23 protein-coding genes, 1 pseudogene and 1 riboswitch are annotated in these 22,297 nt (G+C 36.2%); of the genes and pseudogenes, 7 read left to right on the top strand and 17 right to left on the bottom strand.

Annotated features, from left to right (window positions below):
- Positions 1-22: 22 nt before the first annotated feature.
- Positions 23-1,399 carry a lysine-sensitive aspartokinase 3 gene (lysC, locus tag B7C41_RS02700; RefSeq protein WP_085297208.1) on the bottom strand — a complete coding sequence of 459 codons (1,377 nt, stop codon included), beginning with the start codon at positions 1,397-1,399 and terminating at the stop codon, positions 23-25.
- Entirely contained in the window at positions 1,390-1,521 is a 132-nt protein-coding gene (locus B7C41_RS20490) for a hypothetical protein (protein WP_268875390.1), read from the bottom strand. The genes lysC and B7C41_RS20490 overlap by 10 nt, the downstream gene beginning before the upstream one ends.
- 140 nt (positions 1,522-1,661) lie before the next feature.
- Positions 1,662-1,855, bottom strand: a riboswitch (Lysine riboswitch).
- A gap of 332 nt (positions 1,856-2,187) precedes the next feature.
- Here B7C41_RS20490 and B7C41_RS02695 point away from each other — a divergent pair.
- Both B7C41_RS02695 and B7C41_RS02690 read left to right on the top strand, forming a co-directional pair.
- Positions 2,188-3,063 (top strand): helix-turn-helix domain-containing protein, encoded by an 876-nt coding sequence (locus B7C41_RS02695; protein ID WP_085297207.1) that lies wholly within the window; start codon positions 2,188-2,190, stop codon positions 3,061-3,063.
- A gap of 88 nt (positions 3,064-3,151) precedes the next feature.
- Entirely contained in the window at positions 3,152-4,015 is an 864-nt protein-coding gene (locus tag B7C41_RS02690) for a nuclear transport factor 2 family protein (protein ID WP_085297206.1), read from the top strand.
- Positions 4,016-4,148: 133 nt separating this feature from the next.
- On the opposite strand, the gene B7C41_RS02685 is transcribed toward B7C41_RS02690, so the two are convergent.
- The gene (locus tag B7C41_RS02685; RefSeq protein ID WP_085297205.1) at positions 4,149-4,637 is read right to left on the bottom strand and encodes a helix-turn-helix transcriptional regulator; all 489 of its coding nucleotides are present in this window, start codon (positions 4,635-4,637) and stop codon (positions 4,149-4,151) included.
- A gap of 159 nt (positions 4,638-4,796) precedes the next feature.
- Between B7C41_RS02685 and B7C41_RS20115 the strand changes: the two genes are divergently transcribed.
- The 5 genes from B7C41_RS20115 to B7C41_RS02660 are packed head-to-tail and all read left to right on the top strand — an operon-like array spanning position 4,797 to position 10,403.
- Complete coding sequence (locus tag B7C41_RS20115; RefSeq protein WP_085297204.1) at positions 4,797-5,873, top strand: hypothetical protein; 1,077 nt, start codon at positions 4,797-4,799, stop codon at positions 5,871-5,873.
- Positions 5,874-8,948, top strand: coding sequence for an efflux RND transporter permease subunit (locus B7C41_RS02675; protein ID WP_085297203.1), 3,075 nt, complete (start codon positions 5,874-5,876; stop codon positions 8,946-8,948).
- Entirely contained in the window at positions 8,941-9,243 is a 303-nt protein-coding gene (locus B7C41_RS02670) for a DUF3240 family protein (protein WP_085297202.1), read from the top strand. Before B7C41_RS02675 ends, B7C41_RS02670 begins: the two co-directional genes overlap by 8 nt.
- A 29-nt stretch (positions 9,244-9,272) precedes the next feature.
- Positions 9,273-9,986: a cytochrome b/b6 domain-containing protein gene (locus B7C41_RS02665; RefSeq protein WP_085297201.1), complete on the top strand. Its 714-nt coding sequence runs from the start codon at positions 9,273-9,275 to the stop codon at positions 9,984-9,986.
- 3 nt (positions 9,987-9,989) lie between these two features.
- The gene (locus B7C41_RS02660; protein ID WP_085297200.1) at positions 9,990-10,403 is read left to right on the top strand and encodes a hypothetical protein; all 414 of its coding nucleotides are present in this window, start codon (positions 9,990-9,992) and stop codon (positions 10,401-10,403) included.
- Positions 10,404-10,472: 69 nt separating this feature from the next.
- On the opposite strand, the gene B7C41_RS02655 is transcribed toward B7C41_RS02660, so the two are convergent.
- The 14 genes and pseudogenes from B7C41_RS02655 to B7C41_RS02595 all read right to left on the bottom strand — a co-directional run bounded on the left by B7C41_RS02655 (position 10,473) and on the right by B7C41_RS02595 (position 22,251).
- Positions 10,473-10,712, bottom strand: coding sequence for a thioredoxin family protein (locus B7C41_RS02655; RefSeq protein ID WP_085297199.1), 240 nt, complete (start codon positions 10,710-10,712; stop codon positions 10,473-10,475).
- A 21-nt stretch (positions 10,713-10,733) separates the two neighbouring features.
- A complete protein-coding gene (locus B7C41_RS02650; protein WP_085297198.1) occupies positions 10,734-11,723 on the bottom strand; it encodes a permease in 990 nt (329 codons plus the stop codon).
- A gap of 164 nt (positions 11,724-11,887) precedes the next feature.
- Positions 11,888-13,114 (bottom strand): ferredoxin reductase family protein, encoded by a 1,227-nt coding sequence (locus B7C41_RS02645; protein ID WP_211279479.1) that lies wholly within the window; start codon positions 13,112-13,114, stop codon positions 11,888-11,890.
- 558 nt (positions 13,115-13,672) lie between these two features.
- Positions 13,673-13,822, bottom strand: a pseudogene (locus B7C41_RS20650) (DUF1275 domain-containing protein); the annotation flags it as partial.
- Between the two features lie 177 nt (positions 13,823-13,999).
- Complete coding sequence (locus tag B7C41_RS02640; protein WP_085297196.1) at positions 14,000-14,695, bottom strand: hypothetical protein; 696 nt, start codon at positions 14,693-14,695, stop codon at positions 14,000-14,002.
- A 1-nt stretch (position 14,696) separates the two neighbouring features.
- Positions 14,697-15,488: an FTR1 family protein gene (locus B7C41_RS02635; RefSeq protein ID WP_085297195.1), complete on the bottom strand. Its 792-nt coding sequence runs from the start codon at positions 15,486-15,488 to the stop codon at positions 14,697-14,699.
- A complete protein-coding gene (locus B7C41_RS02630) occupies positions 15,478-15,825 on the bottom strand; it encodes a cupredoxin domain-containing protein (RefSeq protein ID WP_085297194.1) in 348 nt (115 codons plus the stop codon). Before B7C41_RS02630 ends, B7C41_RS02635 begins: the two co-directional genes overlap by 11 nt.
- Complete coding sequence (locus B7C41_RS02625; protein ID WP_085297193.1) at positions 15,818-17,131, bottom strand: ATP-binding protein; 1,314 nt, start codon at positions 17,129-17,131, stop codon at positions 15,818-15,820. The genes B7C41_RS02630 and B7C41_RS02625 overlap by 8 nt, the downstream gene beginning before the upstream one ends.
- A complete protein-coding gene (locus tag B7C41_RS02620; RefSeq protein WP_085297192.1) occupies positions 17,132-17,791 on the bottom strand; it encodes a response regulator in 660 nt (219 codons plus the stop codon).
- Positions 17,792-17,994: 203 nt separating this feature from the next.
- Entirely contained in the window at positions 17,995-18,651 is a 657-nt protein-coding gene (locus B7C41_RS02615) for a tetratricopeptide repeat protein (protein WP_085297191.1), read from the bottom strand.
- Positions 18,638-19,435 (bottom strand): SDR family oxidoreductase, encoded by a 798-nt coding sequence (locus B7C41_RS02610; RefSeq protein ID WP_085297190.1) that lies wholly within the window; start codon positions 19,433-19,435, stop codon positions 18,638-18,640. The genes B7C41_RS02615 and B7C41_RS02610 overlap by 14 nt, the downstream gene beginning before the upstream one ends.
- Positions 19,419-20,114 (bottom strand): TenA family transcriptional regulator, encoded by a 696-nt coding sequence (locus B7C41_RS02605; RefSeq protein WP_085297189.1) that lies wholly within the window; start codon positions 20,112-20,114, stop codon positions 19,419-19,421. The genes B7C41_RS02610 and B7C41_RS02605 overlap by 17 nt, the downstream gene beginning before the upstream one ends.
- A complete protein-coding gene (locus B7C41_RS02600) occupies positions 20,111-21,571 on the bottom strand; it encodes an AMP-binding protein (protein WP_085297188.1) in 1,461 nt (486 codons plus the stop codon). The genes B7C41_RS02605 and B7C41_RS02600 overlap by 4 nt, the downstream gene beginning before the upstream one ends.
- Positions 21,571-22,251: a thermostable hemolysin gene (locus B7C41_RS02595; RefSeq protein ID WP_085297187.1), complete on the bottom strand. Its 681-nt coding sequence runs from the start codon at positions 22,249-22,251 to the stop codon at positions 21,571-21,573. The genes B7C41_RS02600 and B7C41_RS02595 overlap by 1 nt, the downstream gene beginning before the upstream one ends.
- Positions 22,252-22,297: the final 46 nt, after the last annotated feature.

Raw genomic sequence — 22,297 nt, 5'->3', positions numbered from 1 at the left:
GGTAATAAATAACTCAAACGTTTTAATGACTAAATAAGGTCTCGTGTAAACGTTCTACCACTTGGTTGGCGTCTTCTTCAGGAACAAGAAAACACAAATTATGTTCACTTGCGCCGTGGCAAATCATACGAATATTGAAATCATTAACCTTATCAAAAATACTGCTGCCAACCCCTTTCGTGCCATGAATTTTATTACCGATCACCGCAATTAAACTCAGACCATGCTCAACACTCACCTCACACAGCTGTTCTAACTCTTCCACAACCGCTTTTGTTAATAATGCTTGCGTTGAACCTAACGGATTATCAAAGGTTAAGGCTACACTAATTTCACTGGTGGTGATCAAATCAACACTTAATTGGTGTTTAGCTAATACGGTAAATACTTTCGCTAGAAAACCACTGGCATGTAACATTTCAGGGCTTTTCACGGTAACGAGTGTTTGCTCACGACGTAAGGCTATTGAGCGATACGTTGGGTTAGAATCTACTTGGCGCTGAATGCGAGTACCGCCGGCATCAGGCTCTTTACTCGAACCAACAAACACCGGAATATCTTGACGCATCGCCGGTATAAGCGTGGCAGGATGCAATATTTTAGCGCCAAAAGTCGCCATTTCAGCTGCTTCACCAAAACTAATTTCATTAATTGAACGCGCTTGGTCAGTAATACGAGGATCGGTCGTAAAAATACCAACAACATCAGTCCAAATACTTAAATTACTGGCTTGAATAGCTTCAGCTAACAATGCTGCACTATAATCTGAGCCGCCTCGACCTAACGTCGTGGTATTTCCTTGTTCATCACTACCAATAAAGCCTTGCGTTACAATCACTTTATTAGCCAGTTGTGGTAAAAGCAGTGCTTGGGCATTCGCTGATAACTGTGCTAAATCAACCTGTGCTTTACCGTATAAGTCATCAGTTTTCATCACTTGGCGAGCATCAAAGTAATGACCATTAGCGCCAACACTTTGTAGCACTTGCGCAAAAATACGCGAGCTCATTTGCTCACCAAAACTGAGTATTTCATCACTATTTTGTAAGCAATGTTGACCCGCTTGTTGCTGTGCACAATGCGCTAAAGCTTTTAAAAGCTTATTTATTTCAGTATCGAGCACTTGATGACAAGCCAAATGGTGCGTAATAGCAAACTGAATTCTGCCAATATCTGCGATAATATCTTCACGTTCTTGCTCTGGAACATTTTCTTGACTGAGCCTAACTAAATGATTGGTTACACCCGCGCTAGCAGATACCACAACCAAACGGTTACGACTGTCTTTTTTAATGATTTCTGCACAGCGAAGCATTGCTTGAAAGTCGGCAACACTGGTGCCGCCAAATTTTGCGACGGTAATTTCATTCGCGCTTGCTTGATTAACCACTACTGACATGCAAGTTCTCCATGATCTTGAGATTGAAATAATGTCTGTGCAAAACTGACTTGGTCGTTGTATACAGATGATGCTGCGACAGCAATTGAGTCACAACGATTTACTTGATGAGATACTAACATAAAAATTCTCCCTAATAGCTTACTGACCGTCTATTTAATTAAAATAAGCTGAGTAAATTAAGCTAATAAAAAACAGGAAGAGCATGACTGAGCGTAGAGTGAATAACAGCTGAGAAAGGTGATTATTCAGGCGATACTTTTCAGCCAGAAGCTCTCCACCCAAATCTAAAAAGCTCTTTGCTTTCTAGCGGTGACAGCCCTAAGGATTCAGCCCTAGCGACCGAATGTGATATGCCACCCATATCAACATTCTCGGCAATTGTCCCCATTAGTAACCGTTGACGGATGTGGATCCTCAAGTTACCTACCTGGCAATTGCACCTCTTCTGGTGAGTAAAATAGTATATTTATTCAATAGCTTTTATCTGCCGTTACTACCAAGCCGATATAATTATTGAGTAAAAGTTCTAATTTACTGCGCTGTTATTAAAACCCATTTAATTAGTAAGGTCAATAGACTTTTAGATGTCTAAAGTGATTATTTACAATAAAGGATTTAGAGTGAGTGTCCGATTAATGTAATTCAAATGAAATAGAATATTCATTGGTGCAATGTACATTCAACTCAGTTAATTTACAGTCACCTCAGTAAAAGTTAATTTTACTATACAAAAATAACTTATTATTTTAATAATGAGTTATTCAGACAAGTTTATAAATTTATTCATGAAAATACCAAAAATTAAATTTAGCCCTAAACATCACAAAGATATTGGCATAGAAATAATTGAATTATCGGAAATATATGAACGTTCAGATAGTGAAAAAATAAGTTTTCTGGCAAAACCCCACCAAATACAATTTAATAATTTGTTGTATATAACACAAGGGGTTGGTGAACATTTTATTGATTTTAACACATATAGTATTCAAGCAGGGAGTGTAGTATTCATTAATAAAAGTCAAATACATGCTTTTGATTTGGTAAATAAGCCACAAGGAAAGGTGATTATTTTTACTGATGAACTTCTTGATACTATTTTATCAACAATGAAAACAACTTCATTTACCTCTAACTATTTACTCGCCTCTTATAGCCCTACTTTTACCCTGACACATAACATGAAAGAAACTTGCGATGTATTGTTAGCTGAAATTGAAAAAGAGTACCAATTGATAGCGCCTAATCTCAGTTTTTTACATTTTTTATTTTCTGCTGTACTGACTAAGCTTACGAACGCACGACCACAATCTTATAAGCAGTGTATCAGCGCATCTCGTGCTAAAAAATTTAATCAATTTATAAGATTACTAGAAAAAAATTACACCATGACACGTGATGCAAAAAAATATGCGGAGATGCTTAATATGACTTATAAATCGCTTAACCAAATATGCAAGCTAGCGAGTAATCAAACAACAAAGCAGTTAATTGATGCTCACACCATTTTAGAAGCTAAACGGAAGCTGACTATTGAAGGTATTCGTATTCAGCAACTTGCTGATAACTTAGGTTTCGATGAAGTCACTAATTTCGTGAAATACTTCAAAAAAAATGCACTGATGACCCCTTCACAATTCAAAAAATATAGTAAAGGTTAGATATTTACCATTTTCTCGCTTTGATTCACCTGAATACTTATTAGACATGGATTCATAATACCTTCATCAAATTTCTAAGGGGAAAGTTATGAAAAAAAGCCTTTTAACTACTATGTTAGCCGGGTTATTAACAATAACGGCTTGCAACTCAACGACAATTAATTCGGAGAAAAGTATGAACTTATCAAATAAAGAAAAAGCAGTTGCCTTGCTTAACAGTATAGAAACGGGTGACCAAGCCGTCGTTGGTTATATTAATCCAGCAAAGTACACGCAACATAACTTAGCGGTAGGTGATGGTCTAGCGGGGTTTGGTGCCGTTTTACAAGCCTTACCTAAAAACAGTGCTAAGGTGAATGTCATTCGATCATTTAGTGATGGTGATTATGTTTTCACCCACACAGATTACAATTTTTTCGGCCCTAAAATTGGTTTTGATTTATTCAAATTCAAAGATGGTTTAATTGTAGAGCATTGGGATAATCTTGATGAAAAATCAACTACACCAAACCCTAGTGGACGTACTCAGATTGATGGCCCAACGGCAGTTCAGGATTTAGATAAAACAATAGAAAACAAAGCGCTAGTAGCAGATTTTGTAGACACTATTTTAGTGAAAGGTCAATTTGATAAATTAACCTCATATTTTGATGGCGATAATTATCATCAGCACAATACTATGATCGCTGACGGATTATCAGGCTTAGGTCAAGCATTAGAAGCGATGGCAAAAGATGGAATAAAAATGATTTATACCGCCAACCATAAAGTACTAGGCGAAGGTAACTTTGTTTTAAGTATAAGCGAGGGTGCTTTCGCCGATAAACCAACCTCATTCTATGATTTATTCCGTCTTAAAAATGGAAAAATCGTTGAACATTGGGATGTAATGGAAACCATTATCCCTAAAGAAGAATGGAAAAATACTAATGGTAAATTTGGTAATTTATAATTAATGACTTCTGTTTTTTTAAAGAATGTATCGTCTTTATCAACGCGATACATTCTTTTACTGTTTAATAAATAAGAGATGAATAACGAGAATTAATATTATGGTGCTTACGGCACTATTCAAAACAAATAACTTACATAAAGTCTTCTAGAAACCATGCAGCGAATTCATGCCTTCCTTCAACATTGGCCTTACTATAAATAACAGACGCTTGCTGCCTAACCGTTTTTTCTTTGGTATTTCTTACGCCACTTATTTCTTTAAAACTTAGCCCTTTTAACAGTAACATCGCGACTTCTCGTTCACTTGGTGTAAGCGACCATTTTTTAAATTGTTCGTGAATAACTTCGCTATATGCGTGGCGAGCACTTTTCATTTCGTCAGAAATATTTCTAAATTTATCATCTGAAACGAGTAACTCTTGTTTTAATCTTGAGATATCAGATGTTCGTGCACTGATATCTCTAATTAAAAATAATGCACCAACACCTGAGACTAAAACAATCAAACTTTCAGAGAAAATATGCCAGACCGGAACACCTAAAGAGATATCAGTAAGGACATCGAAAAAATTTAAACACATTATAACGAGCAAAACTATTGCTATTAACTTGTCTCTCATTAAAACCTCATTTTTCAATCACATAAAATAACAATAGACATATGTACCATAGTATAAAAATAGTCATAAAAGTAAATAAAGCTGGCTTATGTCCAATGATTTAACTGCATTTAAAAGTAATCATTAAAGCATAAAACCATTTTGCAATGACTCAATCATATGATGCTAAATATTTTAAAAAAAACATCCATAATCATTAACCGTAAATATACACTATTTTATTTTTTAGTGGTTATCCTAACTCAAATTTATCAAGTAAATGCTGCCAGTGATGTGAAAATGGTTGAGCTTTCGTCATTGGGTTCTTTTGAAACTAAGTTTTCAGCAGTAAAAAAAGTTGCTTTAATGAAAGGTCAAATCTTGATAGGTGAAGTTGCTTACATGCCAGGCAAAAATTTTTCTGTAACATTTCCATTTGATGTACAACAAGTTAGTTATTTAGTAACGAATGGTAGCTTAGTCAATCAAGGGGATAAAATTGCATTGGTTGAAGGTTATGATGTGCATCACTTCATCGATAATTATGAATCATCAAAAACTCTGCTAGCTATCCAAAAAAAGCACTTTCAAACGAATAAGCAGTATTTTGAAAATAAAACCCTTAAAAGCTCACAATGGATAGAAATAACAAAAAGCTACTATGAAGCCAAACTAAATTTTGAACACCTTCGGCATCTAATGTCTTTTTTGCATATTGATAAAAATGAACAGATTAGTCTTATCAGTCCTAAAAACGGAATAATACAGATACCAAAATTAATGACCAGTAAATTATCTGGTGGGCTTGCCTTTGATGTATTAAGCCCCGAGGACATTAAAGTTAAAGTGACTTCCCCACTGTTATTATCATCTAATTTATCCCATCTTGAAATTAGCCCTACGTGCACACTCAGTGTGAAATATATTGAAAGAATTGCAGATAAATTCCATCAAAGGTTATGGACAGAGCCGACAACAACAAACTGTAAATTAACCTTAGGCCAATCCATAAAAGTTACTCCAATTCAAAGTATTGATGGCTATACAATTGCCAAGTCAGCCATTTTTGAATTTGAAAACAAAAATTATATTGCGATCAAAGTTAACGCAGCCCTTTCATTAGTTCCAATCAACCTTATTGGGACAAGTGAAGAAGGGTATATTTTTACTACAGTAGAGAATATTGATGCCAAACAAGCACTGATCAGCTCTGTCAGCATTCTTCAGGGAAGTTTGCTTAGTTTAGGAGCTGAGTAAATGTTAAACCTCCTCATTAAGTTTTCCCTTACACAACGCTTATTTGTCAGTATTTTTACTGCGCTAGCGATGTTCATTGGTGTTAAGTCATGGTTGGAAATACCTGTTGATGCCTTTCCTGAAATATCACCTACTCAAGTTAAAATAGTGCTTAAACTACCCGGCATGAATGCTTTAGAAATAGAATCTCAAGTGACGCGTATTATTGAGACTGAATTACTGGGTATACCCGCTCAAGAAATGCTTCGTTCCACAACAAAGTACTCTATTACAGATATCACCATCGACTTTAAAGATGGAACTGATATTTACTGGGCAAGACAACAAGTAAATGAGCGATTAGTTAATATTCTCCCCACACTTCCTGCAAATATAACTGGCGGTATGGCTCCGATGAGTACGCCATTAAGTGAAGTGTTTATGTTCACCATCGACCACCCTACATTATCACTGACAGAAAAAAGAGAATTACTTGATTGGCAAATTCGCCCTTTGCTCAGAACAGTACCGGGCGTCGCTGACGTAAATAGCCTAGGTGGTTTCGTAAAAACCTATGAAATAGTACCTGATATTTTATTAATGCAACAATACGACATATCTTTTGAGGAGATTGAGTCTGTCATTACGGGCACCAATCAAAATGGGGGAATTGGACGTATCGTGAAAGGAAACGATACATTAATCCTGAGAACAGAAGGTAAATTTGCCAACATCGATGCGATTAAAAACACGGTGATAAAGAGCGTTGATAATAAGGTATTACGACTTCATGATATTGCAAAAATTCAGATAGGTAGCCTAACAAGGTATGGTGCCGTCACTAAAGATGGCAAGGAAGCAACACAAGGGTTAATAATAGCGCTAAAAAATAGCAATACCGCACAGGTTATTACTGAAGTAAAAAACAAACTTAAAGTGATAGAAGCGTCATTACCTCAAGGCACTAAAATTAACGTTTTTTATGATAGGTCAAACTTAATTGATACCGCGATTAGCACAATAACAAGCGCATTAGGCCAAGCTGTTATTCTAGTTATCGTTTTATTGGCTATTTTTCTTGGAGATATTCGCTCTTCTTTAGTAGTTTCTCTGTCACTACCAATGGCGGCACTAATGACATTTATTCTAATGAAGCAGTTCAATTTATCTGCAAATTTAATGAGTCTTGGAGGGCTCGTAATTGCTATAGGTATGTTGGTAGATTCTTCCGTGGTTATTGTCGAAAATATCGTAAACAGACTAGCCAGTAATCAACACTTGCCTAGGTTACATGTCATTTTCAGAGCATGTAAAGAAGTGGCAATGCCTGTATTTTCTGGCACGATAATAATAATAATAGTATTTTCGCCTCTATTGATGCTTTCAGGTTTGGAAGGAAAACTATTCACTCCTGTCGCACTTACGATTGTTTTTGCGATGCTAAGTGCATTGATTTTGTCACTGACTATTATTCCAATACTCGCCTCTTTGTTATTAAAAAATGAAGCGATTAAACCACCTAAACTTGTTGTGATTTTACAAAACTTCTATGCAAGCACATTATCTAAAGCGACTAATAAGCCTGGAATTTTAGTTTCATTATCATTTAGTGTCTTAATTATTAGTCTTATACTTTTCCAAAGTCTCGGCAAGAGTTTTATGCCAGTACTTGATGAAGGTGACATTATTGTTCAACTTGAGAAATCACCCAGTATCTCATTAGCTTCATCTGTGAATATTGATGAACAAGTTGAAACGACGCTACTGAAAAATATTCCTGAAATAGTACAAATTGTTGCCCGTACAGGCTCTGATGAACTTGGCCTTGATCCTATGGGGTTAAATGAAACAGATGTATTTATGGAGCTTGCAGCCAAAAGTGAATGGCGTTTCGACACTAAACAAGAGCTGATTGAAGATATTCGTAAAACACTCGTTAAATTTCCAGGAATGAATGTAGGTTTCACCCAACCAATCCAAATGAGAGTGTCTGAAATGTTAACCGGTAGCACTGGCGATGTTTCTATTAAAGTTTTTGGCAATAACATTTCGACCCTTGCTGCTTTAGTTGAAAAAATTGCCACGTTAGCCAATAAAACTCAAGGAGCTTCTGACGTACAAATGGCAATCATTGAAGGTGGCAAGTATGTAAACATAAAACTCATTTCAGAAATTGCCAGTCAATTTGGTTTATCAACTCAGCAACTAAGCCGCTACTTAACATCACAACTTGAAGGACTACAAACCTCTTCTTTACTTGAAGGTAACCGTTCTATCCCCATTGTTTTTAATGGTGCAAAAAGTAACGCATCAAATTACGGTGAAATATCTTCTATTAGCGCATTAAAGAAAAAACTTATTCTTATGCCTGATAATACGTTATTGCCACTTGAGCAAATTGCTGAAATTACTTTTAAAACAGGTCCTCTGCTCATTGAAAGAGAGAAAGGTAATCGATTTGCCTCAGTAAGTGCTAATGTTATTAATCGTGATGTCGTTAGCTTCGTAGAGGAATTAAACGCTAAAATCAACGCGACTATTAAGCTACCACCGGGTTACACTTTATCTTTTGGTGGTGAATTTGAAAGCCAGCAAAGAGCGACAAGAAATTTATTAATACTCATTCCCATCGCCCTTTTATTAATCTTTATTATTTTATTCACTACCTTTAATTCAACGGCTAAATCAGCACTAATTATTGCAAATATTCCCTTTGCTTTGATGGGCGGAATTATTGCTTTGTATCTTAGTAAAGAATATTTATCAGTACCCGCTTCAGTTGGCTTTATCGCTTTACTCGGTGTTGCAGTGTTAAACGGCATCGTCATGATAAGTTACTTTGAACAAACTAAGTTATCCTCAAGCAACTTAATCAAACGTGTTATTGATGGGGCAAATCGACGGTTAAGACCTGTTTTGATGACCGCCACAACCGCCATGTTTGGATTACTACCTTTAGCTTTTGCAACAGGCCCTGGTGCTGAAATTCAGAAACCGTTAGCCATTGTTGTCATCGGTGGCTTAATAACGTCAACGATTACTACGCTATATCTGTTGCCTATATTTTACTGTTGGTTGGAGAAAAAAAATGACTGAAGAACTACTTTTCACCTTGAATGTACCAACAAGCCTGAAAGATGAAATAGTTGATAAGTTGATTAGCTTGCCAAACATCACTGGTTTTAACTTAACAAAGATGAATGGCTACAGCAAAGAGCACAGCTTATACGACATATCAGAGCAGGTTGAAGGATATAGAACATTTTATCAATTTGAAGTGCTTATCGCTTCGCATGAAGTTAATAGCCTTAAAACGAGTCTTAAGCCCATTTGCCAATATGCAAAGCTAAGATATTGGTTAACTCCAGTAGTAGACAGTGGACACTTTTAATATAATTTACGATAAAAGAGATTATTGATATGAGCATTGAACGTAAGCAAGTTTTTGTCTGGAGTCGTAATATACGCCTATTTCATTGGGTCAATGTAATCGCTATAACATTACTCATCTTTATAGGGTTAGTCATTTTAAATGGAAAGTTATTTGGTGTTAGTACTGATGGGAAGATTCTTTTAAAGACAATACACGTAATTGTCGGCTATGTATTTGCAATCAATTTACTCTTTAGATTGATTATTGGCTTCATAGGAAATACACATGAGCGTTGGAGCAAAGTATTACCTTTCGGTAAGGGGTTCTTAAAAGCGTTAGCTGATTTTAAACAACACAAAAAATCGACCTATAAAGGACATAACCCCGTAGGTAAACTGATGGTTTTAGCATTATTATCGCTAATGTCTATTCAAATGATTTCAGGTTTGGTGATTGCCGGTACCGACATTTATTACCCTCCTTTTGGCAACTACTTTTCACAAAGCATTGCCATAGATAAGCAAAACATTGATGTTATTAAGCCTTATTCGAAAATTAATGTTGATGAAGCAGCCTATAAAGCAATGCGAGAGATCAGAAAACCATTTATTACGGCTCATGTTTATGCATTTTATGGACTATTTTTTCTGATCCCATTGCACATTTTAGGTGTCATTGTAGCGGAAAGAAGAGAAAAGTCAGCTTTAGTCTCAGCCATGATCACAGGCTACAAACACCTGCCAAATGATAAGGAAGACTAGCTTATGAAGATAAGTCAATTATGTGTGATAGCTTTACTCATTACTCTTTCTGGTTGTGCAGGAATACCTGTGGAGACCAACATCCTCAACCAAAACAATCAAACATGGAAGCTAGAAACGGTCAACAGCCATTATAAAGATGGGATTTTAACGGTTAGTGGTTATATGAAAGCATCGAAACGTTTTGGCAATCGAAAAGGTCATATCGACATCATTGCGTATTCGCCAGACAACCAGATTATTTTTGAAAAATCAGCTACGTTAAGCAAAAAAGTGTTCCGTATAGGCAGCGATTATTTTTCACTAAAATACGAAATTGACCTTCCCTTAACGGCAAGAGTAACCGTTGAATATCATCACCAAAAGGAGATTCATGACTCATTCAGTTTAAGGGGGCTTCAAACCCCATACTTATAAAAATGATTAAGCGTAAAAGTCACAATTTCTATTTCTGGAATAGCATAGCGAAATATATTCAACTGACTTTTACTCTTCCTGCAGCCATACCTCAATTTCTTGACGATGAGGAATAGAGCCGCTATGTACATTAACTTCATCAATAATTACAGCAGGAGTGCTCATTACGCCATACTCCATAATGACCTCAGGATCAGTTTCTTTAATAATATTTATATCTATATTTAATTCGTCCGCTATTTTTGAAATAGCTTCAAGCGTTTTAGTACACTTTGCACAACCGGTACCTAATACTTTAATTATTTTCATAGTTTTTCCTTAAATTATTGCCTAAATAAATGGGGTTAGATAATTAAAAAACCAACCAATTAACGTGAATGCAACGAGCAGAAGTACAAAAAGTATTGCCAGTAATCGCCACTGCATAACTTGTTTTAATAAAATAAATTCAGGGAAACTAGCGGCAACCGTACTCATACAAAAAGCGAGTGTTGTACCAATAGGAAGTCCTTGTTTAATTAAACTTTCCATCACAGGAATTACCCCTGTAGCGTTAGAATATAAAGGGATACCTAGTAATACGGCAGCAGGCACTGACCACCATTGACCATTACCTAAGTGCTCTTCAATCCAACCCTCGGGGACAAAGCCATGTAATGTGGCTCCTAACCCAACGCCAATAATCACCCATTTCCATACTCGGCCAAAAATCTCTAACATTTCTTCTTTGGCAAAGGTATGTCGCTGTTTTAAAGATAAGATTTTAACTTGCTTAGCTTGAACAACAGAAGAGTTTTTACCTCGCTTTAACGCTTTGGCAGCAAAAGATTGTAACCAACGTTCCGCTTTAATAGCATCAAGAAATACACCACCTAACACCCCTACTGACATACCAACAACAACGTACAGTAAAGTAAATTTCCAGCCTAATAAACTCAATAGTAACAGGACCGCCACTTCATTAATCAACGGTGATGTTATGAGAAATGACATGGTTATGCCAACAGGAATACCTGCTGACGTGAAACCTAAAAATACAGGAATGCTGGAACATGAACAAAACGGCGTTATTGCGCCAAAACTAGACCCTAATAGATAACCAACCCCCTTATGCTTGCCTGCTAAGTAATCACGAACACGTTCTACATTCATTGAAGCTCTTATCAAGGCAATCGCGTAAATCATCACTAACAATAAAAAGAAAATCTTAGTAGTATCTTCAATAAAGAAATGAAGCGCATCACCTAACTTAGTTTCTTTCGACAAGCCGAAAATATCTACAACTAACCATGTGGCTAAATCAGTAAACATCTCAAACATAGCTTTCTCCAAACCGGTATTGTTTTCAGTTAAAGGCACAAGCAAAATAAAAAAACACTTACAAATTCAATTGGTTACACAAGCTTCAGTTAAGAACTTAGTAACTAAAAACCCTTCAACTCTCTTTTCAAACAACTAGCTATTAGCAGGTTGTGAAATGTTCACTACCTCATATCAAACAGCTCATAATGAAAGTTTTCATTGGCAATACCTTTATTCATGAAGTCTTGACGTAATGCTTTACCAAAATTTTTGGGACCACAAAACCAAATAGTGGAGTTTTCCCAATCATCTACTTGCCTACATATTTGCTCTGTATTTAATAACCCGTCTTTATTCGCGACTAAAACATGAAGCCTTACCCCTGCCATCTTTGAAGACTTTTTAAGTGCATTAATAAAAGATTCGTCTGGTTCATTAGTGCTGTAAAACAAATCTATACATTGGCCAACTTGACTATCATGCTTACTTGTTGATAAGGCCTCAATACGCGCGATAAATGGTGTAATACCGATGCCCCCTGCAACCCAAATTTGCCGAGTGCTACCTGTACTAAAATCGAACTGTCCATAAGGACCTTCAATTTCAACTTTATCTCCTGTTTGTAAAACACTCGGTAGCCTTCTTGTATAGTCTCCGAGACCTTTTATAAGAAATTCAATCCTAGCATCGTTGTTCCACGCTGATGAAATCGTAAAAGGATGAGGCCCTTCTTCTTTATCAAAAGTAACAAAAGCGAATTGGCCCGCCTCATGTCCATTCCAGCTATTTTGAATGTCAATACTGAGATTAAGCACTCTATTGTCACTGTGATAGTGTATTTTATTTATGCTGCCCACGGCACGTCGAGAAACACCAATTTTTCGTGATAACGACAGGAATGCGCCAATAGTCCCACCGAGCATTAACAACACTAACAACGAAGCGATAACCTCTCCCCAATAATTAGATTTCATTAATATAATCGAGTGAAAAACTAAAAATAGATAAATAACAGCGATAAACCGATGAGTTTTAAAGAAGTATCGGTACGGAAACCATTTAACCAATGCTAAAATCATAAAGAGTATCACGGCATAAAATGCCCATTCACCAATGGATTCAGCAAGACCGTGCTGTTCTTTAAAGTAGCGTAAAATGGTGATTGTTTCTTCATGCGATCTGTGACGAGCAGGCTTATTCATTAAGCCCCAACCAACTAACCACTTCGGTACCATTACCCATAGATAATGTAAAACTGAAAAAATGAGTCCGGTGATCCCCAACCATTTATGTAGACGGTATGTTTTATCAAGCCCACCAAGTTTAGCTTCGATTATAAGAGGACGAGTTGCCAATATCATACCAATGCTCATAACAGCAATTGCCATAATACCGGTGTAACTGATCATGGATTTTCTCAGAGAAAAAAACTTATATGACGACCATAAGATTGGATCAGCAAGGAGCCACAATAGAGTCAGGCTGAGTAGAATGATAAAATAGCTTAATTTAATGTTTTTCATATTGATAATACCTTTCTGCGAAATGTAAAACAGAGGTTGTATTAGCTTCGTTACTCCATAGTAAATTTAAATTTTTTATCAAATTTACTATGTGTAATAAAATGTGAAAACACTGAGCTTCACATCGACTAGAATTGGTTCTTCAATATAATTTTATCCGGTACAACCGTGTGATTCTTTGATCGAAAGCTTGTTTTATAAAACAAAAAATGATTGTATACTTTTCGTTTAATGCCTCTTTAAACTACCTGCTTGAGAGTTATCAATAGAATAAGCTAACGCAAGTAAAGAATCACTAGTAAGGAATTAAATCGAACTGACAATAAATACTGCTTCTAAATAAAGTAACCCCGCGTGATTACGTCCTTATTTTAAAGCGTCACTGCATAAAAAAAGCCAAAAATATAATCGCAAATTAAAAAACTAATGAAAACTTTAGTTAGAAAACCCTATATCAAGAATTGTCGCTGTGTCAGATAAATGTGAAATTAATTGGTGTTTAAAATCTAATAATCCGATGGAATTTATAAGTCCTGCAACTAAAGCAAGAATGAATGCTCCATATTCCATCCAACGCAGTAATTTAGAAATCACGAAAAACCTAGAAATAGTAATGCCACAATAAGAGGTTAAAATAGTTGGTTAGCATCATTAATCTGCGAGCACTAAGCAACGACCTAGCGCTATGCTCGTAAAAACCTTAACGATAGAAGCTTACAGGTATTGATTATATTTCGATAAACTACAAATCATCATAGCGATACAATTAGGTTAAAACTCATACTCTAACGTAACTCTGAAGCTGTGATCTTTACCAGAGCTGGATAACTCACTAATAAATCCAGCTTCCCATTTGAGTTGTTTTTGACCATCAAAACGCTGAATGCCCATAAAAGCAGGACCGATGCCAAAATATCCTTCTCCGGTATATAGCTCAATTGCGGGTTGTACTTGAGGTAACCAGCGGTAACGATACTTCAGTCTAAACTCGGTTTCAAATTCTTCTTGCAGATTGTCACCCCATTCATATATACCAAACAGGTTCATCGTAAGACTCGTTCGACCGAACTCTTTCTCGAATATAATCCCTGTTGTAACTTCCCAATCATTGCTAGCATGATTTTTTTCAACCTCAAATAACATGCCCCAGTCAGCCCAAAGCTCGCCTTGCTCTGTCATCATCCAACGAATTTCTATTTCATAAGCTTGTAAGCCGAAATCATCAGTTTCTGTTTTCTCTCCGATTAGATAACCTTCAACCATAACTGTGTCACTAATAGAATGACCATAAGCTATTCGTTGACCAATTAAACTATTAGCATCTGTTTGCCTAGACATTAACCGCCATTCGAACTCCCGTTCATTAGGAAGGACATAGGGATGATAAACTTTATCAACAACCATGCCGTCCGCTAGCACCTTAGTTGAAAATAGTATTAATATTATAGAAAGCATCCTAGAGCACATGCTATTTCTCCTTAATCTGATCAACTGGACATTGACGCTTTAATAAAACAAAAATAAAATAACTGAGAAATAAAAGTAAACTCACAGCGTATAACACCACAAACTCAAATGACGGGCTCGCTTCGTAGCCAAAAAGTGTATTGAGCATGTGTCCATACTCCGAACTGTCTTTGATTATGTTAGTACTATCCCAAAGTGCTCCGCTACTTTGAATAATATCCACTTGTTGTAACAAGTTAACAATCTGGCTGATATGACCAGATAAAAATAAGCTCCAAATAAAATAAATGATAAAAAGCTTACCTTTCTTAACAAACCAAAGCATTGAAAAATACATTAAAGCACTGAAGCTTAGGCAAATTCCAAAACCTATGACTAGACCCACGATAATATTTCGTATCGATTCACTATTAACGATATAACTATCAAGAAAAACGATAAACTGACTTGCATTGACGACGGTGAATAACACAATTGCCATAATGATTAAGTTACATTGAAACTTGGTTAATTTATTTTGAGTTACCAAGTAAGAGCTACTAAATAATAAGCAAAAATATATCAGTAACAATTCAATAGACTGTATAACTTCTATACCAACACCACCGAATAATTCGCTCATAGTAGGCATAAAATGAAAGGTAGCAAAAACACCGACAAAGCTCAGAACAAGAGCAGTAAACAATCTGTTTTTAGATAAAACACTGGGTGCAACACTGGTATTAAGTAAGCACAGTAAAATGAAAATTGGCAATAAATCTTTAATAAATAAGATAACGATATTAATTAGCATTATTTACCTCAACGATAATCATTCCCCGTGCTGTTCCTGGATTATATTCACCAAAGTATTCATACTGGCCGGAAGAAAGTGGACCGATAAATATCGTGGTTTTTTTATTTGGAAATAATACTTTTTCTCTATTTAAATCAAAGCTATCGAATTCTTCAGCCGTTTTGTCTTTATTATAAATGATCAGTTTTACTTTTTCATTGACGGGAATGGTTAACTCAGAAGGAGTGAAAATATTATTTTCTAATGTTAAATGATATTGTGTGGTGTTAGCCGAAAGCTTTTGCGATACAAAACACAAAAATATACACAACAAATAATAAATATATTTAAGCATTGTTAAAATCCAACGACATGACTTTAGGTAATGTTATAGCAACCTTTAATCCACCTAAGTCTGAAGCCATTAACTGAATATTTCCCTCATGTAAGTCAACAATATGTTTAACGATAGAAAGCCCTAAACCACTACCTGTTTCAGAGTGCTGCTTTACCCGATAAAAACGAAGAAATACTTTATCTAAATGCTCTTTGGTTATTCCAACCCCTGAGTCTTCAACTATGACCTGTACATCATGCTGATGTTCTTTTATAGCTATGTTGATATTAGTGCCGTTCCCACTGTATTTGATGGCATTTTTGAGTAAATTATCAAAAAGGACTTCAAGAGAGAATTTATCCCCTAGTAATGATATAGGTTTTGCTTCTAGTGACACAGTTTGCTGTGCTAACTCTATTTGATCATAGTTTTCACTGATAACACTTTGAAGAAGTTCTCTTAATGCTAATGTAGTTTTACTCTCGCTAAAGCTTTCTGGCGTCGTTCTATTAAGCGCTATAATTTGCTCTATTACATGCGCCATTCTAATAGTATTATTATGCAGTTCATTGATATGGTGACGTTCAATACTATTGTTTTCAAAAGCAGTTTTAATATTATGTGCGGTTATTTTAAGTACACTTATCGGTGTTCTCAACTCGTGGGCCGCATCACTTGAGAGTCTTTTTTCTCGCTCAAAAGCATTGGTTAACCTTTCAAACAGACTATTCAATGTTTGCTCTATTGGTTTTAGTTCTGTCGAATTTTCTTTAACCTGAATAGCGGTTAAATCATTAGCACTCTTTTCTTGCAGTTGTTTCGATAAGGTATGCAGAGGTTTTAAGCTCCTGTTGATTGCAAAAAAAACTAGTAACCCTATCAGTGGAATCGCATACACAATTGGCAATATTGCCTCTAACAAAACCTCTTCAACTGACTCTAGTCGTTGTTCTACCGGTTGTGCAACAACAACTTTAGCACTACCTTCCACCAAAACAAATACACGCCACCTTTTCCCCAAAAAACTACTATCACTATAACCTTTATTATTTTTTGTAATATGCTTATCCGGTGAGTTATGACTTTTTAAACTTAACTTATTGTCTATCCAAATTTGATACGCAAAAATAGAATGTAAAACAACATTAGTAGAAGATTGTTTGATAGGGCTATGCAATAACGCAATAGCAAAAGAGCGCATTTCTTCGTCAAAAACATGATTGAGTTTGGCTTTACTGGCTTTATATCCCTGTAAGGCTGCACCAAAAGATGCCAAGGTCACAACGGATAAAATAACGATCAATAAATACCGTTGAATGCTCATTTACACCTTACTCACAACATATCCAACACCCCTAACCGTTTTGATAAAGCTATTAGGTAATTTTTTTCTTATGTTGCTGACGTGCACTTCTATGGTATTTGACGCAACTTCTTCTCCCCATTCATAAAGACTGGTTTCTAACTGTTCTTTCGATTGAATACGGCCCAGATTTTCTAATAGCGCTTTTAAAATCATATATTCACGTCGAGAAAAGCTCTGCATTGAGTCATTAACAGAAACAGTATGTGCTTGAGTATCAAGTGCAACATTATTATGAGAGATAACTGATGACGAGTGCGTGCCTAACCTTCTTTCGATTACCCTTAACCGAGCAAAGAGTTCTTCTAAACTAAAAGGTTTGGCTAAATAATCATCGGCCCCGAGATCGAGCCCTTGTACTTTATTTTCAATACCATCTCTTGCTGTTAAGATTAAAATAGGCAGGCTTTTATCGATTTTCTTGGCTTGTGTTAAAACCTCAAGACCATCAATGTCAGGTAAGCCTAAGTCAAGTATTACAACATCAAAGTCACCACTTTTAATCGCCAGCACGCCCTCTTTGCCATTAAAAACAAGATCAGCACTATGGCCATCATTTCTTAATGATTCCCGTAGGCCATTAGCCAGATGAACATCATCTTCAATCAGTAATAATCTCATATCTCAATCAATTCCTGTATATTTGTAGAGATACTCTACCGTATAGACCAATGGAATATATTCTGCTCTTTAAGAAAGTCTTCCACATTAAAGCCTTAAAGTAATGCTAGTGTTGCTAGAATCTAGCTTGAATACATTTAGGTGCAGCGGCCGTAATGGAGTTTAACGGAAGAAAACCCCATTACGTACTAAAAATTTAATTTCTACCGCTTTAATTTTTTCTCAACTTTAGTCAATAAGGTTGAGACTTCCTCTCGTCGATATTGGTCTGCTAATGGTCTTGATGCTCGTTTTGGTGCGTTTTTAGCTTTCAACAAATGCTCATTAGCTAACTTATATTCCCCGTCATCAAACATTAATTCCCCATAGAAGTAATTCGGGTCTATGCCATCAGGATTTAGTTTTAGGGCTTTTTCCAATAAATTCTTAGCATCATCATCGTCACCAAAGGCTATAGGCCAACCAGGTACTTTATGGTACAAGACGCCTAAGCTGGTATAAGCAGAGCCGAGTAAAACAGCGTCGTCAATTTCAAGGGCTTTTTCAAATGATTTTTTGGCTTTTTTGGCTAAAGATAAAGCCCCTAAGCCCCCCTTAGCTCCGGCATAGCTAGATTGAACTATCCCCTGCCAAACCCAAGCTTCTGCCCTTTGAGGAAATAAGTAAACTAATGAGCTTGTTTGCTTTTCTAATTGTTCAAAGTTCTCCTCTTGAGTATTACCCGATAATTCATAATTCACCTTAGCCCAGCTATGCTGAATTGAAAGTAGTTGCTTTTCAAAACTCTCTTTTGATTGAGCATAAACACTCATTGACCCTATGCAGATTGCGAGTATTGAAATATATTTAACTAAGTTCATGACTTTTCTCCTCTGTAAACTTTAATATCGTTGGCAGGCTATTTTTCATAGATAAATCAACTAATTCAGGAAATACACCATTTAAGCGCGCAAAAAACTTTTCAGGCCAGCCAATAAAACGTCTATTTTTTTTTCCTTCAAGCAAATAAATCAACTCCTTTGCAACCATTTCTGGTGAATCAATTTTACTCCCTAATGCTTTATTCATCCCGATGACGTTATTAGAATTAATACTTGTATCTGTTGCTCTAGGAGCCAAATAACAAATTCTAGTATTTGTGTTGGCAACCTCTCGACTGAGTGCTTCAGAGAAACCTTTAAGACCAAACTTACTTGCACAATATAAGCTATACCCAGGAAAACCAATTGAGCCAAGCGTTGAGCCGACATTAATAATTGTCGACTTTTGCACACTTCTTTTGTTGAGGAACGCATGCGTTATTTGCATTGTACTCAAAAGGTTAGTCGTCAATACGTTGTTAATATCGTTATCGGATACTTGATTAAATGTCGAAAAATTTGATATCCCAGCATTATTAATAAGTACGCTAGCCTCTTCATTATGAAAAGATTTAGCAATTAAATTGGCTCTATCGGCATCATTCGCTATATCACATGTAATCAGTTGATATTCGCCTGGAATTTGATTTCCTAACATCTTTAGCTTATCTATATTTCTGCCCACTAAAACCAATGGATAACCTTTCTCTGATAACTGTTTAGCTATTGCTTGGCCAATGCCGCCAGTAGCTCCAGTTAATATGCATTTAGGCAACTTTTTCATGATCTCTCCTTGGAAACGCTGGTATAGAAGTTTGGCAATCTAATGTACGGAAAATATTGCTATACAGTAGGTAAAATTTCTTTGCACTTTCAACAATAATATCTTGTTCATCCTTATCGGTAATTTTCGACATAAGCCGTTCAAAAAACTCAACATGCTCAATATCAAGAGCGCCATGAGATTTGAGATAGCTAAAAGCCTTGTCAGGTAAAGACAATGCCTGACCTATCGCTGAAGCTGCATTATCAGCCATCGCAATACTTGTGCCTTCAAGCACATGTACCATGCCAAAGAAGCACAAAGGGTTAATTCTTTGAATAGCATCATATGCGTATGACACCATTAGTTCAGTGGCATACGAAGGTTTGCTATTTCTAACCGCCTCCTTATCTGATCCACTAACTGCAATGTCATTTAATATCCACTCTTGGTGACCGAGCTCTTCTTCGATGTATTCGGCTACAGCCTCGCGTAACCACTCTTTATTTTCAGGCAACTTTGCACCTACTAACATGAGTAATGGCACTGTATGCTTAACGTGATGGTAAGCCTGAGATAAGAACTCAACATAATCATGTAACTCAATTTCACCTTTAAAACACCGGTTAATAATAGGGGAAGAAAGTAGATACTCTTTTTCTGCTTGTGTTTCAGTTAATAAACGTTGATATAAGTTCATGACAGCTCCAAATTAGCCTTAGATTGTTTATAGATAGTTGAAATTTCTTTTTGAAAGCGCTTTTCTATTGCATGACGTTTAGGGCGTCCATTTGTCGTAAATAGTCCATCTTCAACGTTCATCGCTGACTGTAAATTCACTTGGTATTTGACTTGTGCATAACCCGGCAATCCTTTGTTTACTTGTGCCATGACCTGATCTATATCACGCTCTGGCATATTACGATTTAAAGGAACAAGAATAGCGATACAAAACGGCTTATCATCTCCTAACACCACTGCCTGTTGAAAAAATCCCAAGGACATAATTTCAGACTCAATCCATTCAGGTGATATATTGCGACCATATGAATTAATAATAATATTTTTTTTACGACCGATAATTTCAATAGTGTCGTTGGTAAGCTTTGCAATATCGCCTGTGTTTACTTTAGTGGGATACCAAGTATTTTCGTCGTTGATGTAACCAAGAAAAACATTACCTTCTACCACTAACTCCTCATCAACTATTGCGACAGAAACGTGCGAAAGTACTTGTCCACAAGAGTGAGCAACCTTATGGTTGCGTTTGTTAATACTAACGACTGAGCCACACTCAGATAAACCATAGCCCTGATACACAGGCAGCCCTAGCGCTCTAGCTTGTAAAATAAGTGTTTCAGATACTCTGCTGCCCCCTACCGCAATAAACTCAAGTTCTGCAGGAGCTGTCCAGCCCTTACTAAGCCCTATGATAAGCACTTGCAGCAATTCAGGTACAAGAATTAAACTTTGAGGCTGCACTCGTGAAATAGCGCTGAGAAAGCTATCTATATTAAATAACTCTGCACCATCAAATCCGAGTTCTTCACTATCTAATAGCCAAACAGTTCCACCTGCGATTAACGGTGCATAAATACCTGCTACGTTTTCAAGTAATGTTGATAATGAAAGTAAACAAAGGTGAATTGGAGATTGGATATCAACCGCCTCTACTATTGCATGCGCCACATTGACTTGATTTTCGCTACTTAAGCAAACGCCTTTAGGCTGACCTGTAGTCCCAGAAGTAAAAGTCACTTTAGTTGTCCCTTTAGGCAACTTACGAGGTCTTTCTAATGCAACAATGTATGCTGACAAAGACGAAAATGGGGATTGAATCTCTGTATAGAAAGAAAGCTGTTCATTTGAAATGACAACATCAGGCCTTACGCTACTTATTAGTTCATCAATTTGAAATTCAGAGAAAAATGGCGGTACAGGTGTAAATACAATATTCGCTTTTTGGCAAGCTAAATCAATAAAAACCCATTCAGCTTGGTTACCACATCGTAAAGCAACTGACTGTATTTTATGGTTTTTCAACCATTGTGAAAACTGCTCTATGTTGAAAATAAGTTCTTCATAAGTAAATGAGTCATCAGTTGTTCTAATAGCTATTTGCTGTTTAGGATGCTGGTTTATTATTTTCATCATCATTAACTTGCTCCTAAACTTTTGGATACATTGGCTATATCTTTATCTAAGCCTTGAAATAATTTCTGATAATAAGGTTGGCTATCGATTACTCGAGCAACTTCTGCCAAAGACAATGCAACGACTTTAGGAGATGTTTCATAGTAACTCCCCCATTCGTCACCTGATTCGTTTAGTAGTTCAGCGTCCGCATCACAAATATATTGACAATTAATACCGGCCTTAGAAATAATCCCTATGACTATTTCTGTACCGGAAAACACCATATATTTAAAGCCTAAACAAAATAATGCTATCGCAGTGACAAGAAATAAAGGAACGGTAAAGCGCTTTGAATTGCTATATAAGCTGCCAATTTCTACTATATCGTTACGTTGAATATGCTGAGATTTAAATAAATCTAATTCATTAATCGGTACATCTAAATATTGCTCAATAAATAAAGGCGAAGACGCTGATCTTATGCCTAAAGCAGCCTTGAGCTTGCCTTCGCTAACCGATAATAAAAAAGGCATCGCGATTGATATATTCGCTTTATATGATTTTTGATAACCGTGCCGAATGAATGATTCAACTTCTGCTCTTCCTTCTTTGTTTTCTGAAAAAACATCCATGGTCAACGTTTGGGTTTTGTTGAACGACGCTGCTGTCGTAGCAGTGTTGTTGTATATTAGATTTAACATATTAGCGCCTCATTCAATGTCTATGAGGAAACTATAAATGAGTTTA

Origin of the sequence: Cognaticolwellia mytili (assembly GCF_002104475.1) — a bacterium.
Lineage (GTDB): Bacteria > Pseudomonadota > Gammaproteobacteria > Enterobacterales > Alteromonadaceae > Cognaticolwellia > Cognaticolwellia mytili.
The sequence above is the reverse complement of the archived record's forward strand: the minus strand, read 5'-3'. Positions and strand labels throughout refer to the sequence as shown.

Bases quoted from the DNA above. Each gene is read 5' to 3' on its own strand.
- B7C41_RS02630 (WP_085297194.1), bottom strand. From the start codon at position 15,825: ATGCTTAAATATATTTATTATTTGTTGTGTATATTTTTGTGTTTTGTA.
- B7C41_RS02685 (WP_085297205.1), bottom strand. From the start codon at position 4,637: ATGAGAGACAAGTTAATAGCAATAGTTTTGCTCGTTATAATGTGTTTA.
- B7C41_RS02650 (WP_085297198.1), bottom strand. From the start codon at position 11,723: ATGTTTGAGATGTTTACTGATTTAGCCACATGGTTAGTTGTAGATATT.
- B7C41_RS02675 (WP_085297203.1), top strand. From the start codon at position 5,874: ATGTTAAACCTCCTCATTAAGTTTTCCCTTACACAACGCTTATTTGTC.
- B7C41_RS02660 (WP_085297200.1), top strand. From the start codon at position 9,990: ATGAAGATAAGTCAATTATGTGTGATAGCTTTACTCATTACTCTTTCT.
- B7C41_RS02655 (WP_085297199.1), bottom strand. From the start codon at position 10,712: ATGAAAATAATTAAAGTATTAGGTACCGGTTGTGCAAAGTGTACTAAA.
- B7C41_RS02640 (WP_085297196.1), bottom strand. From the start codon at position 14,695: ATGTGCTCTAGGATGCTTTCTATAATATTAATACTATTTTCAACTAAG.
- B7C41_RS02670 (WP_085297202.1), top strand. From the start codon at position 8,941: ATGACTGAAGAACTACTTTTCACCTTGAATGTACCAACAAGCCTGAAA.
- B7C41_RS02615 (WP_085297191.1), bottom strand. From the start codon at position 18,651: ATGAACTTAGTTAAATATATTTCAATACTCGCAATCTGCATAGGGTCA.
- B7C41_RS02635 (WP_085297195.1), bottom strand. From the start codon at position 15,488: ATGCTAATTAATATCGTTATCTTATTTATTAAAGATTTATTGCCAATT.
- B7C41_RS02625 (WP_085297193.1), bottom strand. From the start codon at position 17,131: ATGAGCATTCAACGGTATTTATTGATCGTTATTTTATCCGTTGTGACC.
- B7C41_RS02595 (WP_085297187.1), bottom strand. From the start codon at position 22,251: ATGTTAAATCTAATATACAACAACACTGCTACGACAGCAGCGTCGTTC.
- B7C41_RS02665 (WP_085297201.1), top strand. From the start codon at position 9,273: ATGAGCATTGAACGTAAGCAAGTTTTTGTCTGGAGTCGTAATATACGC.
- B7C41_RS02645 (WP_211279479.1), bottom strand. From the start codon at position 13,114: ATGATCAGTTACACCGGTATTATGGCAATTGCTGTTATGAGCATTGGT.
- B7C41_RS02610 (WP_085297190.1), bottom strand. From the start codon at position 19,435: ATGAAAAAGTTGCCTAAATGCATATTAACTGGAGCTACTGGCGGCATT.
- B7C41_RS20490 (WP_268875390.1), bottom strand. From the start codon at position 1,521: ATGTTAGTATCTCATCAAGTAAATCGTTGTGACTCAATTGCTGTCGCA.
- B7C41_RS02605 (WP_085297189.1), bottom strand. From the start codon at position 20,114: ATGAACTTATATCAACGTTTATTAACTGAAACACAAGCAGAAAAAGAG.
- B7C41_RS02695 (WP_085297207.1), top strand. From the start codon at position 2,188: ATGAAAATACCAAAAATTAAATTTAGCCCTAAACATCACAAAGATATT.
- lysC (WP_085297208.1), bottom strand. From the start codon at position 1,399: ATGTCAGTAGTGGTTAATCAAGCAAGCGCGAATGAAATTACCGTCGCA.
- B7C41_RS20115 (WP_085297204.1), top strand. From the start codon at position 4,797: ATGATGCTAAATATTTTAAAAAAAACATCCATAATCATTAACCGTAAA.
- B7C41_RS02690 (WP_085297206.1), top strand. From the start codon at position 3,152: ATGAAAAAAAGCCTTTTAACTACTATGTTAGCCGGGTTATTAACAATA.
- B7C41_RS02600 (WP_085297188.1), bottom strand. From the start codon at position 21,571: ATGATGATGAAAATAATAAACCAGCATCCTAAACAGCAAATAGCTATT.
- B7C41_RS02620 (WP_085297192.1), bottom strand. From the start codon at position 17,791: ATGAGATTATTACTGATTGAAGATGATGTTCATCTGGCTAATGGCCTA.